General features: G+C 67.7%; 16 protein-coding genes. 2 read left to right on the forward strand and 14 right to left on the reverse strand.

The window, feature by feature from the left end:
* Window positions 1–123 precede the first annotated feature (123 nt).
* Window positions 124–552, forward strand: a complete 429-nt coding sequence (locus F8D48_RS00945; protein WP_135971103.1) for an FKBP-type peptidyl-prolyl cis-trans isomerase — start codon at window positions 124–126, stop codon at window positions 550–552.
* Window positions 553–659: 107 nt separating this feature from the next.
* Here F8D48_RS00945 and F8D48_RS00950 read toward each other — a convergent pair whose 3' ends face one another.
* From F8D48_RS00950 to F8D48_RS00960, 3 genes are all read right to left on the reverse strand, one after another.
* Window positions 660–938 carry a hypothetical protein gene (locus F8D48_RS00950; RefSeq protein WP_136434694.1) on the reverse strand — a complete coding sequence of 93 codons (279 nt, stop codon included), beginning with the start codon at window positions 936–938 and terminating at the stop codon, window positions 660–662.
* A 247-nt stretch (window positions 939–1,185) separates the two neighbouring features.
* Window positions 1,186–2,331 carry a helix-turn-helix domain-containing protein gene (locus tag F8D48_RS00955; RefSeq protein ID WP_151429593.1) on the reverse strand — a complete coding sequence of 382 codons (1,146 nt, stop codon included), beginning with the start codon at window positions 2,329–2,331 and terminating at the stop codon, window positions 1,186–1,188.
* 203 nt (window positions 2,332–2,534) lie between these two features.
* Window positions 2,535–3,950 (reverse strand): U32 family peptidase, encoded by a 1,416-nt coding sequence (locus F8D48_RS00960; RefSeq protein ID WP_240806159.1) that lies wholly within the window; start codon window positions 3,948–3,950, stop codon window positions 2,535–2,537.
* A 336-nt stretch (window positions 3,951–4,286) separates the two neighbouring features.
* Here F8D48_RS00960 and F8D48_RS00965 point away from each other — a divergent pair, with 336 nt between their 5' ends.
* Complete coding sequence (locus F8D48_RS00965; protein ID WP_016310436.1) at window positions 4,287–4,967, forward strand: TetR/AcrR family transcriptional regulator; 681 nt, start codon at window positions 4,287–4,289, stop codon at window positions 4,965–4,967.
* A 115-nt stretch (window positions 4,968–5,082) separates the two neighbouring features.
* On the opposite strand, the gene F8D48_RS00970 is transcribed toward F8D48_RS00965, so the two are convergent.
* The 11 genes from F8D48_RS00970 to F8D48_RS01020 form a co-directional block, all read right to left on the reverse strand.
* Complete coding sequence (locus F8D48_RS00970; RefSeq protein WP_151429594.1) at window positions 5,083–5,880, reverse strand: hypothetical protein; 798 nt, start codon at window positions 5,878–5,880, stop codon at window positions 5,083–5,085.
* Window positions 5,877–6,692, reverse strand: coding sequence for an ABC transporter ATP-binding protein (locus F8D48_RS00975; RefSeq protein WP_236650704.1), 816 nt, complete (start codon window positions 6,690–6,692; stop codon window positions 5,877–5,879). The genes F8D48_RS00970 and F8D48_RS00975 overlap by 4 nt, the downstream gene beginning before the upstream one ends.
* An 82-nt stretch (window positions 6,693–6,774) precedes the next feature.
* Window positions 6,775–8,334: a cysteine--tRNA ligase gene (gene cysS / locus F8D48_RS00980; protein ID WP_151429595.1), complete on the reverse strand. Its 1,560-nt coding sequence runs from the start codon at window positions 8,332–8,334 to the stop codon at window positions 6,775–6,777.
* 83 nt (window positions 8,335–8,417) lie between these two features.
* Window positions 8,418–9,188 (reverse strand): GTP pyrophosphokinase, encoded by a 771-nt coding sequence (locus tag F8D48_RS00985; protein WP_205717301.1) that lies wholly within the window; start codon window positions 9,186–9,188, stop codon window positions 8,418–8,420.
* A gap of 109 nt (window positions 9,189–9,297) precedes the next feature.
* Window positions 9,298–9,906, reverse strand: a complete 609-nt coding sequence (locus tag F8D48_RS00990) for a hypothetical protein (protein ID WP_151429596.1) — start codon at window positions 9,904–9,906, stop codon at window positions 9,298–9,300.
* A gap of 28 nt (window positions 9,907–9,934) precedes the next feature.
* Window positions 9,935–10,561, reverse strand: a complete 627-nt coding sequence (locus F8D48_RS00995; RefSeq protein ID WP_205717302.1) for an RNA polymerase sigma factor — start codon at window positions 10,559–10,561, stop codon at window positions 9,935–9,937.
* A gap of 293 nt (window positions 10,562–10,854) precedes the next feature.
* Window positions 10,855–11,346: a 2-C-methyl-D-erythritol 2,4-cyclodiphosphate synthase gene (gene ispF, locus F8D48_RS01000; RefSeq protein ID WP_151429597.1), complete on the reverse strand. Its 492-nt coding sequence runs from the start codon at window positions 11,344–11,346 to the stop codon at window positions 10,855–10,857.
* Between the two features lie 12 nt (window positions 11,347–11,358).
* Window positions 11,359–12,201, reverse strand: coding sequence for a 2-C-methyl-D-erythritol 4-phosphate cytidylyltransferase (gene ispD, locus F8D48_RS01005; RefSeq protein ID WP_016310427.1), 843 nt, complete (start codon window positions 12,199–12,201; stop codon window positions 11,359–11,361).
* Between the two features lie 65 nt (window positions 12,202–12,266).
* On the reverse strand, window positions 12,267–14,834 hold the full coding sequence (locus F8D48_RS01010) for a homocysteine S-methyltransferase family protein (RefSeq protein ID WP_151429598.1): 2,568 nt from the start codon (window positions 14,832–14,834) through the stop codon (window positions 12,267–12,269).
* A gap of 13 nt (window positions 14,835–14,847) precedes the next feature.
* Entirely contained in the window at window positions 14,848–15,537 is a 690-nt protein-coding gene (locus tag F8D48_RS01015) for a vitamin B12 dependent methionine synthase (protein ID WP_151429599.1), read from the reverse strand.
* A gap of 14 nt (window positions 15,538–15,551) precedes the next feature.
* Window positions 15,552–16,418, reverse strand: coding sequence for a methylenetetrahydrofolate reductase (locus F8D48_RS01020; RefSeq protein WP_135971070.1), 867 nt, complete (start codon window positions 16,416–16,418; stop codon window positions 15,552–15,554).
* Between the last annotated feature and the right edge of the window lie 325 nt (window positions 16,419–16,743).

Consider the following 16,743-nt stretch of genomic DNA (forward strand, 5'->3'; position numbering starts at 1 on the left):
CGCCTGTGAGTGCGCGCAAAGGCGCTGTTTGTGACAACTTGGAGCAGCTTGCACCCCCGTCGGCTCCGCACGGGCTCCTTCCGTTAGACTTAAAGGACATTTCTTTGGAAAGGAGCTCGCGATATGAGCAACAAAGGCAAGAAGGTCAAGGTGCACTACACCGGCACGCTGGATGACGGCACGAAGTTCGATTCGTCCGTGGACCGCGGCGAGCCCATCGAGTTCACCTGCATGGCCGGCCAGATGATCCCCGGCTTCGACGCCGCCGTGGAGGATATGGCCGTGGGCGAGAAGAAGACCGTGCACATCCCGGCCGCCGAGGCCTATGGCGAGCGCAACGATGAGATGGTGCAGAAGGTGCCGGTGGACCAGATTCCCAACGCCGACCAGCTACCGGTGGGCCAGACCGTGTACATGATGGGCCCGGGCGGCCAGCCCTTCCCCGTGTTCGTGGAGTCCATCGAGAACGGCATCGTCACCTTCGACATGAACCACGAGCTGGCGGGCAAGGACCTGAACTTCGACATCGAGCTGGTGGAGGTGGAGGACTAGCCTCGGCGCTGTCGCACTCCCCCGTTCATGCAACGACCCCGTCGATATTCGGCGGGGTCGTTTACGTTCGGGGAAATCTCCGGCGACGAGACCCCAGGCCGGCACGCCTAGGCAAGCGCCTCTTGAGCGGGAGCGAACGTATCGGAAGCGGCAACGGGCGTTGCGGACTTCTGAGGGAAGAGGCCCTTGAAGGCGCTGGGCAGGGCGGCCCAGATGCCGACCTGGGGCACGGCGTCGGCCTCAACGAGGGAACACACAGCGTCGGAAGCGACTTTTGAGCTGATGCCCATATGCGCGAAGCGCTGCTCCAACTTGGCGCAATAGGCGGCGTCGGCGGCATCAAGGTTGGCAATGGCGGAAGTGGCCTGATCATTGAAGAGTTTCATGGTGGTTCTCCTTTCGACGCCGCCTAGTTTAGGGGCAGGATGAGGGTCATCGTTTAGTCGATCGGACGAACCGTTGGGCAGCTGATTGTGCAGATGCACAACGAGCGCCGGCAATGATCTGTGCAGCGGGGCACAAGCCGAGGGGCTCGCGGCGGTATCGCGGCGCGCGAGCAGCGGGGCACAGGGACGGCGCGGGACCGGGCGGGCGCGGGCGGGCGCCCGTTCCCTCCCCGGCGCGGGCCCGGGCTCAGGCCAGGTACACCAGCTGCAGGAGAGCCGCCAGCTCGCGGTCAGTGAGGTCTTGGACGGCCAGGACCTCCTTGATCTTCTTCAGGCGGTAGCGCACGGTATTGGGATGCTGGAAGAGCACCTCGGCCGTGCGGCTCACCTCGCCGCAGGCAGCGGCAAAGGCCTGGGCGGTGACACCCAGATCGCTGTCATGCTCGGCATCGTAGTCGAACAGCAGCGAGCGCATGAGATCGGCCGAGCGGGCGTAGAGCCGATCAGTGCGGGCAGCGGCGCGGAAGGCGTCGAAGCGCAGGGTAGTCCAGCGCACGATGCCGCCCTCGACGTGAGCGGTGCGCAGGGCGGCCATGGCCTGGCGCAGGGCCAGATCGCCCTCGCCAAGGCTCACCTCCTGGCTGATGCCGCACACGAGGGGGCCGGCCGTGGCGATGCACTTCGCCAGGTCGGCGTCGGAAATGGCGATGGCCTTCAGCGGCGGGCGCTTAAAGGAGACAAAGCCCAGGATCATGGCGCGGTAACGGCAGACGAACGTGCGCTCCACATCGCTCCAGCGATCCCCGTAGGCAGCGAGCACCCCTTCCACCACCTTCTGCAGGGCCCGCAGCGAGGCATCGTCCTCGGTGACCGCCTGGATGGCCAGGCACTGAATAGTGGCCCCCGTCACCCCGGCGATGGTGAAGAAGGTAGAGCGCACGGCCTGCTCGTCGGAAGGAGCCAGCATGAGGTCGATGAGGTGGTTGCGCTCCCACTCGGCCGCATCGTCGTCAAGGGCATTCATGAGGTCGGCGATGACGCGCTCCATGTAGCGGCCCTCGTAGAAGAACACGGGCACGCCGCGCTCGGCGGAGGCGGCGACCACCCTCTCGGGGAGAGCCCTCAACGCCACGGGCTTCACGGCGACGGCGGCCACATCGCGCTCGATGAGCGCCAGCAGCGCCTCCTCGGCCAGATCGGGATGCATGGCGGCGAAACCGAGCGTGGTGAAGATGAACTCGCCGCGCTCGAAAAGGTCGTAGCTGCCCGTGAAAGGCTCGTGGTCCAGGGTGCCCACGCCCACCACCTCGCGGGATGCGGCCCCCTCGCAGGGCGCCGCAAGCCAAATGCGATCGAAGGCCCTCATATTCATGACGTCGCCGACGGTAATCACGGCCGCACCCCTCTCTCGTTGCTCTTGGGAGCATCCTAGCACGGCGGGGCGGTCGCTTCCGGCGGGGCGGGAAAGTTTCTGCGCCCTAGCGGCGCCCCAGCGCGATGTCGGGCCTCTCCGGGAGTGGGCGCGAACGCGCGGGGGGCACACCCCCCCTTCGCCCCCGCGAGGCGGCCGCGCCGCAACAGCGCGGAGCGAGGGGCTTAGGCCCCGTGGCGGGCGGAACGGCGGAAGGTGCGCTTGCGCAGGAAGGAGCCGGGGGGCACGGGGTCGTCCACCGCGATCCGATACAGGTTACAGGACCGGTTGGCCGCAGCGGCCGGCTCCCAGTCGGCGGCGGTGGCGCGGGCGAGGGCCTCTTCCACCGTGGAGGGGGCATCCTCGTCGTGGTTGTCGGGACCGAAGGTAGAAAGCCAGCAGAGGTCGCGCACGGCCACGGCACGCGTCGGCTCATGGGGCGCGAGGATTTCCAGCTCGTCACGTTCCGCGAACCGGTTGCGGCAGAGGACGTACAGGTAACGGGCGTCCTCCTCTGCCGAGTGGCGCGGGCGCGGCCCTTGGCCCGCAACTGCCCCCGACCCTTCCCCGCAGGCAGGCGCGCAGGCCACCACATCGGCCACGTGCATGGTCTCCTGCTCGTAGCCGTCATAGGCGCAGGCCTGCTCGGCCTCGTCGAAGTAGAAGCCCGTGCCGTAGGGGCGGTGGGACACGGCCGCAAGCTCGGCGGCCACGGCCTCGGACGGCTCGCCATCGAGCACACGGCGGTAGGCCCCCACCACCGTGGCCACGTAGAAGGCCTTCTTGTTGCGCCCCTCGATTTTGATGGAATCCACGCCCGCACCGGCCAAAGCCCGCAGGTGGGCGAGCATGTTCAGGTCCTTCGCGTTCATGATGAAGGTGCCGCGCCCGTCCTCTTCTATGGGGAAGAACTCGCCGGGGCGCTTCTCTTCCTCCAACAGGAATTCTGACACAGGCTGCAGATTCTCCGAAACCGGTCCCGCACCGGCATTCTCCGCCGCCAGAGCGCCCGGGCCCGCCGTGCCCAGCGAGTAGCTCCAACGGCAGGGCTGGGTACAGTGGCCCTTGTTGCCGGATCGGCCCGTGAGGTAGCTGCTGATGAGGCAGCGGCCCGACACGGCCATGCACATGGCGCCGTGGGCGAAGGCCTCGATCTCCAGCTCGGGCGGCGCATCTTGGCGCAAGCGGGCGATGTCGGCCAAGCTCATCTCGCGGGCGCACACCACGCGGCTCGCCCCCAGGCTGTGCCACACCCGGGCCGCCGCGCCGTTGGCCACCGAGGCCTGGGTGCTCACGTGGCGCTCCACCCGCGGCGCCACCTCGCCGGCCACGGCGAAGGCGCCCAAGTCCCCGATGATGAAGGCATCCACCCCGGCCGCATCCAGGGAGCGAAAGAACGCCGGCAAGCCGTCGATGTCGTCCGGATGCATGAGGATATTGCAGGTGACGTGCACCTTCACACCGTGCTCATGGGCATAGGCCACCGCTGCGGGAATCTCGTCCAGGGCGAAGTTCGCCGCCCGGGCCCGCATGCCGAACCGATCGGCCGCCAGGTACACCGCATCGGCCCCGAACCGCACCGCCGCTCGCAACTGCTCCATCCCACCGGCAGGCGCCAGCAGTTCCATCGGAATGGGCGGCAACGGATATTGGGCAGACACGGGAACCTCGCTTCGTCACGGAAAAACAGAGGCTCCCATTATAGAAGATGGCCGCAAACCCCTTCGCAAAACGGGTCAACGGGATAGAATGGGCAGAGGTTGACCGGCGGGTCAAGCAAGAAAACCCCCGCGGGCGCGAGGCGGATACGGTCTCTCTCGTAGCGCAGGCTGCGCCTGCATCTCAAACAAGGCGCCCCGTCAGTACCTGTTGATTACGCGGGCACAGCCCGCACTACGGTGCATGCCCGCACCGTAAGACGCAAGAAGGAGGCGACCATGGCCCGAAACGCAATCGAAGGTGACCGGCACGGCGACTTCGACGCACTGCCAGTCGAGCGGCAGGAAACCATCATGCGGGCGTCCATCGAGGGCTTCGGCCGCCACGACTACAAAGGGGCCTCCACCGAGGAGATCGCGCGACGGGCCGGCATGTCCAAAGGGCTTCTGTTCTTCTACTTCCGCAACAAGAGCTCCCTGTACGTGCGCACCCTGGATTACCTGATGGAGCGGGCCGTGGACTGGGTGGTGGACGACGAGTTCCGCGCCATCGACGACTTCTTCGACCTGCTGGAGTACGCCGGGGCGCAGAAGCTGGCCCTCATGGGGCGGTGGCCCTGGGTCTTCGAGTTCTCGCTGCGGGCCTTCTACGCCGATCACCGGGATATTCGCGAAACGGTGGCGAAGTGGATGACCCGGCAGGTGGACATCTTGTACGACCAGTTCATGGCGAACGTGGACTTCACACGGTTCCGCGACGGGGTGGACCCGCGCGAGGTGCTGGACATGCTCATCATGATGGGCGACGGCTATTTGCACCAGCACCTCTCCAGCCGCGAGCCCATCGACGTGGCCGCTTTCCAGGCCGCCTACCACCAGTGGTGCGCCATCATGCGCCACTGGGCCTACAAGCCGGAATATCTGGATGGAAGAGGTGGGGACCGGAAGCACACTTCGTAGGGGCGAGCTCCCGCTCGCCCGTGGGCCCGGGATTGCCGGCGCTTCGCGATAGTTCGGCGAGCTTCGGGGACGAGGGCGACCAGGAGGTCGCCCCTACGGGTGCGGCTGCAACTCCCTATAGGCTGAAATCGCGGCGGCAGAAGCGGGCGACGCCTAGGGCGAACAGGGCCGCGGCGACCACACCGAGGACGACGGCGCCGGCGACGGCTCCCCCATCGGCCGCCGCCAGGCCGTAGGCGTCGTAGAGCGCCAGCGGCGAGAGGTCGGCGACCCACGCGAGGCCCTTCCCCACCGCGCCGGCCGTGCCCATGAGCAGGAACACCGCACACGCCCCGGCACCGCCCCACAGCGCCAGGCCCGTATGCTGGAAGCAGCAGGCCGAGGCGAAGCAGGGGGCGGCCACGAACAGGCCGAGAGCCACCAGCCCCGCATTGGCCCGGGCGAGGGCCGCGCCGTCCAACTCTCCGGGGAACAGCGCCTCGCAGGCAATCACTTCCGCGCCCCACGACAGGCCCACGACAATGGCCACCGCCGCCACTTCCACCGCCACGAAGGTGAGCGCGAGGGACAGCCGCGAGCGGGGCGCGGCGAGCAGCCACGCGAGCGACCCGTCGCGCACCGGCCCCACCACGAGGCGCTGGGCCAGGTAGGCCGCCATGAGCACGAGGGTGCCGGTGAACAAGAAGCCGTACAGGTAGTTCAGCAGGAAGTCGAGCAGCGTCGCGGAGGGGTTCGCCATGCCGAAGGCCTCGAAGAGCTCGGGCATGGCCGCCTGCATGAGCTGGATGCTCTCGCTCACCTCGGGGTCGTACAGATACGCCACCATGGCGATGTAGAACGCGAGCACGACCACGATGGCCGCCATCACGGCCGCCGCGCTGCGCAGGCTACGCTTGAACAACGTCGCGCTCATCGGACACCCCCTCTCTCCGACGAGGCTGGGGAACGCCCCAGGTCGACGGAGTCAGACGGCGCGGCGGAGCGATTCCCGGCGGCGCGCCCTTCCGCGGCATCGCCCCAGCGGCGGCGCAGCGCCTCGGCGCCGTACAGGTGCTCCAAGGTGGCATCCAGGGTGAGATCAGCCGCGCAGGCCTCGGACGTCAGGCGCCCCGAGCGCACGAACAGCGCCCGATCGCAGGTGCCCTCCACCTCGCCGAGCACGTGCGACGACAGCAGGATGGTGGCGCCCCGGCGCTTCTCGGCCCGCACCAGCTCCACGAAGCGGCGCTGCATGAGCAGGTCGAGGCCGCTCGTGGGCTCGTCGAGCAGCAGCACCGCCGGCCCGTGCATGAACGCCGCCACGATGCCCACCTTCTGCCGCGTGCCCTTCGACATGGCCCGCAGCTTGGCCGACGGGTCCAGCTCGAAGTAGTCGATGAGCGCGTTGGCGCGGCAAGGCAGCGCGGTGCCCCGCATGCCCGCCACGAAGGCCAAAAAGGAGCGGCCGGTCATGTCGCCCGGCAGGGCCAGCTCGCCGGGTAGGTAGCCCACCTCGCGCTGAATGGCCGCCCGATCGGCGAAGCACGGGCGGCCGCCGAGGGTCGCCCGGCCGCCATCGGCCCGCACAAACCCCATGAGCAGCCGCATGGTGACGGACTTCCCCGCCCCGTTGGCGCCCAAAAATCCCACGACCTCGCCGCGGCCCACAGCGAACGAGAGGTCGAACACGCCGCGGCCGCCCCCGTAGTCCTTCGTGACCCGCTCCAGCTGAATAACCGGCTCCATCATGCTCCTTCCGCCGTTTTCCAAGATCAACACCTACTCTACGCCGTTGACCCGTTTTCGGAAGGGGCTCTTTCGCGATGTCCTACCCCTCGTAGCTCACGCGGGCGCCCTGGGGGGTGTCCTCGATGGTGAAGCCGAGGGCGGCCAGGCCGTCGCGCACGCCGTCGGCCACGGCCCAGTTCTTCTCCTTGCGGGCGGTGGCGCGGGCCTCCAGCAAGTGAGCCACGGCAATCTCGGGGTCGTCGCCGTCATAGCCGGCCAGATCGGCAGCCAGGGCCACCACTTCCACCGGGTAGGCCGCCCGGTCCTCGGCGGCAGTCACGTCGATGCCGAGCACGTCCATGAGCTCCACGATGGCATCCCGGGCGGCGCGGCCGGCCGCAGCCTCCTCGGCCGCCAGCGCGGTCGCATCGGCCACAAGGGCGTTCACATCGCTCACGAAGGAGAAGATCTCACCCAGGGCCGCCGGGGCATTGAAGTCGTCGTCCATGGCCTCGGTGAAGTTGGCCCGCAGCACAGCCACGCGATCGGTCAGCGCCGCTGCATCCAGCACGGCCGCAAGCTCGCCCTCGGCGGTTTCCGGGACCAGGGCCGCCTCGCCGCGGGGCGTGCCCGTTTCCAGCAGCCAGTCAAGGGCGCGCACGGCGTTCTCGATGCGCGTGAGGGCCGCGTCGGCCTCGTTCACGCGCTGCTCGCCGAACACAAGCGGGCTGCGGTAGTGGCTCTGCAGCATGAGCATGCGCAGAGCCGCCGGGCGCACCTGCTCCAGCACCTCGTGCAGCAGCAGGAAGTTGTTCAGCGACTTCGACATCTTCTCGGTCTCGCCGGTCTCGGCGTTGGCGATCTGCAGCATGCCGGAGTGCATCCAGTAGTTGGCGAAGGTGCTGTCGCAGGCGCACTCGGACTGGGCGCGCTCGTTCTCGTGGTGCGGGAACACCAGGTCGGCCCCGCCGCCGTGAATGTCGAAGGGCAGGCCCAGGTACTTCTCGGACATGGCCGAGCACTCGATGTGCCAACCGGGGCGACCCGCGCCCCAGGGAGAGGGCCAGGCCGGTTCGCCGGGCTTGGCCGCCTTCCACAGGGCGAAGTCCAGCTCGTCGCGCTTGCGGTCTTCCAGGCCCTGGCCGTCGGCTCGCAGCTCGCGGTGACCGCTTTCCGCCTCGTCCACGTCGCGGCCCGAGAGCTGCCCGTAGCCCGGATAGGAGCGCACATCGAAGTACACGTCGCCCTCGGCCGCATAGGCATGTCCGCGCTCGATGAGGCGCTCGATGAGCGCGATCATGGTATCGATCTCTTCAGTGGCCTTCGGGCGAATGTCGGGGTCCTGCACGCCGGCGGCCCGCATATCCTCGATGAACAGGCGCGTGTACTCCTCGGCCACCTCGGCGGCGGTGCGGTCCTCCTCGCCGGCGCGCTTGATGATCTTGTCGTCCACGTCGGTCACGTTCTGCACGAAGGTGACCTCGAAGCCGCGCCAGCTGAGGTAGCGGCGGATCATGTCGAAGGAGATGAAGGTGCGCGCATTGCCGATGTGGATGCGGTTGTACACCGTGGGGCCGCACACGTACATGGCCACCTTCCCCGGCTTTACCGGCTCGAAATCCACTTTCTGGCGCAGGCGCGTATCGTACAGCTTAATCATGAATGAGCTCCTTAAGCGAACTAGCAAGTAGGAGCATTGTAGCGCAACCCCAACACCGCCACAGGCGCAGGGCCGGAAAGGAACTACTTCTCCCCGTTGTCGAGGTAGTTGCGCAGGGCCTGCATGCGGGCGTCCAAATCGGCGGCAGCGTCGGCCAAGTCGGCCAACTCCGCGGCCACGGCGGCGGCCTCTTCCTCGGACAGATCCTTCTTGTAGCGCAGCTGGTGCTCCAGCGAGGCCCAGAAGTTCATGGAGATGGTGCGCAGCTGCACCTCCACCTTCACGCAGCGCTTCTCATGCTCTAGGAAGATAGGCACCTCGATGATGAGGTGCAGGCTGCGGTACCCGCTCGGCTTCGGAGCGGCCACGTAGTCGCGACGCTCGATGAGCACCACGTCATCCTGGGCCAGCAGCGATTCGGCCAGGGCGAACATGTCCTCGGGAAAGGTGCACACCACACGCACGCCAGCCACGTCGAAGATGTTCTGCTCGATGGAGTCCACCGACATGGGGAACCCCTTGCGCACGAGCTTCTTCGCCAGGCTATCGGTGCTCTTCAAGCGCGACTTGATGGACTCGATGGGATTGCGGTCGTGCTGCAGGCCGAACTCGGCGTCCAGCACGCGGAACTTCGTCTCCACCTCCATCATGGCGCATTCGTAGTAGGTCATAAGCCGCCGGTAGGGAGCAAAGTTGCGCTCCAGCATAGCGGAGAACTCGTCGCTGCCGGCAAGGCGCGCGAGCATTTGGCTCGCAAGCTCTTCGCGCTGCTCGTGCAGGGTATCGAGTGCGCTCTGCCCCTCGCGCAGACGCACCACCGCGTGATTGAAGACCCGTTCGGCCCGCTTCGCCATGGTGTTTCTCCCTTCCCCGCTTGGGGCTTACGACCCCATGAAAATCTCCCGCACCCGATGATCCAGGTGCGGGAGATTATAGCCGACCCATGCCGTCGGGCACCGAATTCTACTGGGCCTCCACGCTCGCGGCGGGGGACGCCTCGGCGGAGGTGCCGAGCGCATCGGCCTCCGCCTGAACGCTCGCGTGCCAGTTGCCCGGCTCGCCGCTCACCTGGTAGACGTAGGTGGCGCCGTCCATCTCGAAGGTGCCGGTCGCGCCGCCCTGGGCCTTGATCTGGTCGGTGATATCGATGGGCTCCGCCTGGGAGCCGTCACCGGGCACCAGGAGCACGCGGCCGTCGTCGGATTCCAGCACCATGCCCTCGGCCGCGCCGTCAGCCGCATCGGTGCCCTCAGTGGTGTAGTCCTTGATCGTGTAGGCCATGTTCGAGAAATCGCCGTCTTCGGCGCTCATGGTCATGGCGATGTCGCCCCCTTCGCCAACGGCGTCCTCCACCGTGTACTCGACGGTGCCCATGGTGACATCGCCCTCCTGGCGCATCTGCACGTCCATTTCCACCGGCTCGCCGTTCACCCACACGGTGGCCTTCTCCACCCAGGTCTCGCCCGTGGCGGCATAGCACACGCCATTCGTCACCACGAACACACCGAGCAGACCGGCACAGGTCGCCGTGGCCAATCGCAGCGCTACACCGCGCTTCTTCGTCTTCTCCATAGGAATGCCCTTTACCTTTCCGATGAGGTCAGCAGAGGCATGGACCTCGCCCATCATGGCTTTGTACCGGTTGGCATTGTTCATCGTCCCATGCCTCCTTCAACGTTTGCTTGAGTAGTTTCCGCGCACGGACAAGACGGGTGCGCACCGTGGGCTCCTTAATGCCGAGCACCGTGGCTATCTCGCGGGTGCCCATATCCTCGAAGTAGAACAGGTGCACCACGATACGGCACTTCTCGGGAAGCTCGCCGAGGGCCGCATAGAGCCGCTCGTAGGCGGGCTCCGAAAACGCCGGCTCCTCATAGGGCGGCGTATCGGCGTCGCCCACCTCGCGCAGCTCCACGCGACGGTGCCACAGCGTGCGCCAGAGATTGCGGCACTCGTTCACCGTCACGCGAATGAGCCACGCCCGCAAGCGCTCGTCGGTCGCCGCGTTAGGGGCAGCGGAACGGCTGCTGCGCAGAGACCGGCCGCCATCGGCTTGCTCGGCGGCCGAAGCACGCCCGAGCCACTCCGGCGGTTTCTCGTACAGCTTCAGGAACACCGCCTGCACGACGTCGTCGGCATCGGTACCCCGCCGCGTCTGGTTGAGCGCGATGCGGTACACCATGTCGGCGTAAGCATCTACAATGGCTCTGAACTGGCGGTTGTCCACGTCACTTCCCTCTTGTCCGTCTGCAGGAGCGCCACCCTTCCCGTGCTAGCGATCGGGAAGGAGACGACCTGCGCGAAAGGCCCTTCAAGGGTAATACGCATAAGGCGGCGGAAATGTGCGGTTGTGGAAAAATTTTTCCGAGATGCGCGTCCAATGGCCCGCGCCGAGGACCTAGAGCTCGAATTCCTCGAGCAGGGCATCACGGTAGGCGCTATCGTCGGCAGCGCGAAGAAGATCGTCGAGCCGACCAGCGGCAGACAGGCGCTGCGCCAGAGCGAGCCAGCGCGAACCCCCTACCCTGCCCGGTACACCAGGCAGGTGGCGTAGGCGGTAATGCCCTCCTCGCGGCCCTCGGGGCCTAAGTGCTCGGTGGTGGTGGCCTTCACGCCCACGTTCTCCATGGGAAGGCCCATGGCGGCGGCCAGGTTCTCGCGCATGGCCTCGCGGTAGGGGGAGAGCTTGGGCGCTTGGGCGGCGATGACGCTGTCCACGTCGATGATTTCGAAACCCCGCTCGCGCACGAAGCGGGCCACCTCGGCCAAAAGCTTCAGCGAATCGGCGCCTTTGTAGGCTGGGTCGGTATCAGGGAACAGCTTCCCGATATCGCCCCCGCGCACCGCGCCGAGCAGCGCATCGGAGATGGCATGGGCCAGCACATCGGCATCGGAGTGTCCGTCAAGACCCTGGTAATGGGGAATGTCCACCCCGCCCAAGATGAGCTTGCGCCCCTCGGCAAAGGCATGCACGTCCATCCCCAGCCCCGTGCGCAGATTGCGAATGTCCATTTTTGCAGTCCCTTACCGATGCTCGGAGTTCAAAAGCATGGTGCGCACGGCGCTGGCCAAAAGCACGTAGTCCTCGGGCACGGTGAGCTTGATATTGTCGCGCTTGCCCTCCACCACGAGCACCCGGCCGCCCAAGCGCTCGATGAGCGACGAATCGTCGGTGCCCACGAAGCCGTCGGAAAGCGCGCTCGCGTGAGCGCGGCGGTAGATGCCCGCGCGGAACACCTGGGGCGTCTGGGCGTTCCAGAACACGCTGCGGTCGGGCGTGCCCATGATGACGCCGTCCTCCACCACCTTCAGGGTGTCCACGGCCGGATGGGCCACCACGGCGCCGTCGGCATCGAAGTTGCCCTTCACCGTGTTGATAGTGTGCTCGATGAGCTCCGGCGACACGAGCGGGCGGGCGCCATCGTGCAGCACCACGTACTCGTATTCCTCCCCCACCATTTCCAAGCCCGAGAAGGCCGATTCCTGGCGGATGGAGCCCGCGGGCGCCAGCACCACCGGAGTGACGAAAGGGAACGGATCGATGGCCCGGGCCAGGTACTCGCGCATGCGCTCCTCGGGGCACACGATGACGATGAGGCCCACATCGCCCACGGCGTCGAAGGCCTCGGCCGACCAGGTGAGAATGGGCTTGCCGGCAATTTCCACCAGCTGCTTGCCCCCCTCCTTGCCGAAGCGCTCGCCGGTGCCGCCGGCCAAGATGATGGCCGCGGTCTTGGGGTTCTTGTCCACCTTGCCCTGCAACTGCAGAAGCGGGCAGGTGAGTGCATCGAAATCGAAGTCATCGCCCACGAGCGCAGGCTCGCGCAGCACAGACGCTTCGAAGACGGGATCGACGATGTTTGCCATGGGCATCCCCTTACGGGTAAAGCGGGTATCGGTTCTTCTCCATAGTATAGTGCAAAAGCGAAGGGTCAGCCGAAGAAGGCCGTGGCGATGCGGGCCGACTCGGCGGCGTCCTTGGCGTAGAAGTCGGCGCCGATGGAGGCCGCGAACTCCGCGGTGACCACCGCGCCACCCACCATAAGCCGCACCTCAGGGCACGCCTCGTGCACGAGCGCGATAGTGCGCTCCATGGCGCCGACGGTGGTGGTCATGAGCGCCGAGAGGCCCACAAGGCGCGCACCTGTTTCCCGCACAGCGGCAAGCACCGCCTCGGGCGCCACGTCGCGGCCGAGATCGATGACGGAAAAGCCGTAGTTTTCCAAGAGCATCTTCACGATGTTCTTGCCGATGTCGTGGATGTCGCCCTCCACGGTGGCCACGATGATGGCGCGATCGGCATCGGGTGCGGCGCTGCCAGTCGCAGCAGAACCGCCGGGCATTGCCGAGACGCACGCGCCCTCGCCCGCGACCCCCTCGGCCATCTGGGCGCGGATGACGTCGAAGCCGGCCTTCACCGCCTCGGCGGCGGCCATGAGCTGGGGCAGGAAGAAGGCCCCGCTGTCGTAGCGGCGCCCCACCTCGTCGAGCACGGGCACGAACACGTCGTTGATGATGGCGATGCCGTCGTGGCGCCCAAGCAGGTCGGCGGTGGCGGCGGCCATGGGCGCGTCGCGGCCCTGCAGCACGTAGGACACCATGGACCGCACGGCCTCGGCATCTTCCGCGAAGGCATCGGTGACGGGCACGGGGCACTCCTCGGCAGCCGTCGCAGAACCAGTCGGGCCAGGCGCGGGGGCGCCCTCCGAGGCAGCCGCCGCGGGGCCGTCGTAGGGGTCGGCCGCGTGCGCGTAGTTTTCCAGAAAACGCACCGCGCCCCCGTCCTGGCCGTTGAGCACGCGGAAGGCGTTCACGGTGTCGGCATAGCGCGCCGACAGCGGATTCAGGATGGGCATGTCGAGCCCGGCCCCGAAAGCCGCGGCCAGGAACACGGAGTTCACGAGCGGGCGTGCGGGCAGCCCGAAGCTCACGTTGGACACACCGAGCACCGTGCGCACGCCGAGTTCCTGTTTGCAGAGCGTCACGGCCCGCAGGATCTCGCGCACCTCGTCCTGGTTGGTGGCGGCGGCCATGACCAAGCAGTCGATGGCCACGTCCTCCCGCGGAATGCCGTGCTCCTCGGCAGCGGCCACGATACGCCGTGCGATGGCGAGGCGCCCCTCGGCCGTGGACGGAATGCCGTCCTCGTCCAGAGTAAGGCCCACCACGGTGCAGCCGTAGCGGGCCACTACGGGCAGCACCGCCGCCAAGTTCGCCGCCTTCCCGTTCACAGAGTTCACCATGGCCCGGCCCGCGTAGCCGCGCGCCGCCGCGTCGATGGCCGCCGGGTCGGCCGAATCCAGCTGCAAGGGAGCCGGGCACGTGGCCTGCAGCGTGCGCACCGCGCGAGCGAGCACCGCCGGCTCGTCGATGCCGGGCACTCCCACGTTCACATCCAGAATGTCCGCCCCAGCCCGCACCTGGGCCACGGCCTCGCCCACCAGGTAGTCGAAGTCGCCCGCCTGAATGGCCGCGCGCAGCTTCTTCTTCCCCGTGGGGTTGATGCGCTCGCCGATGACCGCCACCTGAGCAGCGCCCGCGGGCAGACTCGTCATCTCCTGAGCGCTCGTCACCGTGAAAGCGGGCCGATAGGTGGGTGCGCCGGGGCGCCGATCGCGCAGCAACCGCGCCAGGGCGGCGATATGGGCCGGCGTGGTGCCGCAGCAGCCGCCCACCACGGTCGCGCCCGCATCCAGAATGGGCGCCATAGCCCGCGCGAAGTCCTCAGGCCCCACGTCGAACACCGTGCTCCCATCCTCTACCCGCGGCAACCCCGCGTTGGGCTGGGCCATGAGCAGGCCCCGGGCGAAGGGCGCCGCCTCGGCCGCCAGGGGTGTCAGCTCGTCGGGACCGAGCGAGCAGTTAAGGCCCACCGCCGCCGCACCCAGCGCTGACAGCGTGGATGCGGCGATGGCCGGCGTGGTGCCGAGGAAGGTGCGGCCGTCCTCCCCGAAGCTCATGGTGGCAAACACAGGCAGCGCGGTCTGCTCCACGGCGGCGAGCACGGCCGCCTTCGCCTCCAACAGATCGGTCATGGTCTCCACCACGATGAGATCGCAGCCGGCCACCTCGGCCGCTCGGGCCTGCTCGGCGAAGATGTCGTAGGCATCGTCGAAAGAGAGGCTGCCCAAGGGTGCGAGCAAACTGCCCGTGGGACCGATATCCCCGGCTACAAGCGGCGCTCCAGCCGTGCGGGCCACCTCGGCAGCCGCCGCGTACACCTCGGCCACCGTCGCCCCCGTTCCCGCCAACTTCAGGCGGTTCGAGCCGAACGTGTTGGTGGTGATGCACTGGGCGCCCGCCTCCACGTACTGGTGCTGGATGGCCGCGATCTCGTCGGGGTGCGTCAGGTTCAGCACATCGGGGTTCTCGTGCACCTTCGCCAACCCCGCCTGCTGCACGAGGGTGCCCATGCCGCCGTCGAAGAGTAGGAAGTCCTCGCGAGCGAGCGCCCGCCGCAGCAGGTCGCTTTCCACCCGCACCTCACGCGTGAGTCCCATAGCTTTCTCCCTTTCACTCGCCCCGCCGTGCGGGGTCGCGGAATCCGACAATGGCCGTGATGCTCTTGGAGGGCACGAGCATGTTCGCCGCCGTGAGCGTCATGCCCAGGGTGCGGCCGGCATCGAGCGCTTCCAGGAACGACCCCTGCACGCTCAGGGGCAAGTCGCCGTATCCGGGGCTGAAGCGCCAGGTGGGCGCGCAGCCGCGCTGGGCAGCCGCCTCGTCCACGAACTCGTTGAGCACCCCAGCCGCCTGCTCCACGAGCGAGGAGGCGCAGGCGTCGGCGAGCATGCCGCCCGTGGCGCTCACGGCTGCCTCGCGCCGCAGCACCATCTCGCTTGACGGCCCCAGCGTAACGGCCATGAGGGCCGCGTACTCGCAGCCCCGCAGATGCCGGGCGATGGATTCGCCGGGCAGCACCAGGCTCGTGCCCGCAACAACAACGCCGCCGACACCCGGCCTGACGGGGAACACCCGGAAGATGCCCCGGGGCGCAAGCTCCCGCTCGCAGAGCGCGGCGGCCCCCTCCAACCGCGCCGCCAGCCTATCGTCTACCGGCTGGCCCCGATGGCCGAGGAAGGCCCACGCCTCGCGGCGCTTCACCGATGCCGTAAGCGCGCAGGGACGCCCCTCGCCCACGACGGGTGCCGGGACCCTCCTCGATGCGGCCTCCTCGCGCCCCGTGTCGCCCATGCTCGCCACGACCGCCCCGGCTCCTAGGCGCGAAAGCCCGCATCGGCCAGGGCCGTGGCGGCGGCCTGGGCGATGTCGGGATGGTTCATGGAGTACACGTGCACGCCGTCCACCTGGTTGCGAGCCAGGTCGACAAGCTGGCGACAGGCGTATTCCACGCCGGCCGCGCGCAGAGCGGCCGGGTCGTCCTCGTGCTTCGCCAGCAGCTTCACGATGGGCGAGGGCAGCGAACTTCCGCAGAGGAACACCATGCGCTGGATCTGCGACTTCCCCAGAAACGGCATGACGCCGCAGGTGACGGGCCGCGTGACACCGGCCGCCAGGGCACGTTCGCGGAAGCGGTAGAAGTCGGCGTTGTCGAAGAACAGCTGGGTGACGAAGAAATCGGCCCCGGCGTCCTGCTTTTCCCTCAGATGGCGCAGATCCTCGTCCAGATCGAGGCAGTCCAGATGCCCTTCGGGGTAAGCGGCCGCGCCCACGCAGAATCCGGCGTCCTTCAAAAGCGGGATGAGGTCGGCCCCGTGGCGGAAATCGCCCGGCTGGGCATTGCCCACCAAATCGCCCCGCAGCGCGAGCACCGTGGTAATGCCCGCGGCCTTCAGCTCGGCAATGGCGGCCTGAACCGTCTCGCGCGTGGAATTCACGCAGGTCAAATGCGCCACAGCGGGAATGTGCGCCTCGCTTTGGATGAGCGAGGCCACCTCGATGGTCTGGCCGCCGTTGCCCGAGCCGCCGGCCGAGCAGGTGACCGAGATGAAATCGGGCCGCGCGAGCGCCATGCCGCCCACCACCTTGCGGGCCGCATCCAAGGTCAGCGAGCCCTTCGGCGGGAACATCTCCACCGAAAAGGGAATCGAGCGTGGGGCGAACAGCGAGGCAACGGGCTCCATGGGGCTACTCCTTCATCTCCTTAATGCGACTCCCTATTATACGGCGGCCCTTCTTCCCCGCTCGCCGTGCAATGGCGCGAGGGCGCGAAAAAGGGGTGCGCTGCGTGCGCTGCGCCGATCGTGCACGGCCCGACTGGCTGCATCGCGCGCGGCCTCGGGCGCCCTCACCCAAAAGCTCGATACCGTACCGCGCCGCAAGGTCTGCATGATCGCGGAGTTTTGGCATAAGGGTTCTCAGCCCCCAGGGCACGCTGGCCTAGCCGGCTCCGCTCGCTTATAATGAAGAATGCCGATGCTCGCCGCGTTACACGGCAGCGCTTCCCTT

Origin of the sequence: Adlercreutzia muris (assembly GCF_008831045.1) — a bacterium.
Classification (GTDB): domain Bacteria; phylum Actinomycetota; class Coriobacteriia; order Coriobacteriales; family Eggerthellaceae; genus Adlercreutzia; species Adlercreutzia muris.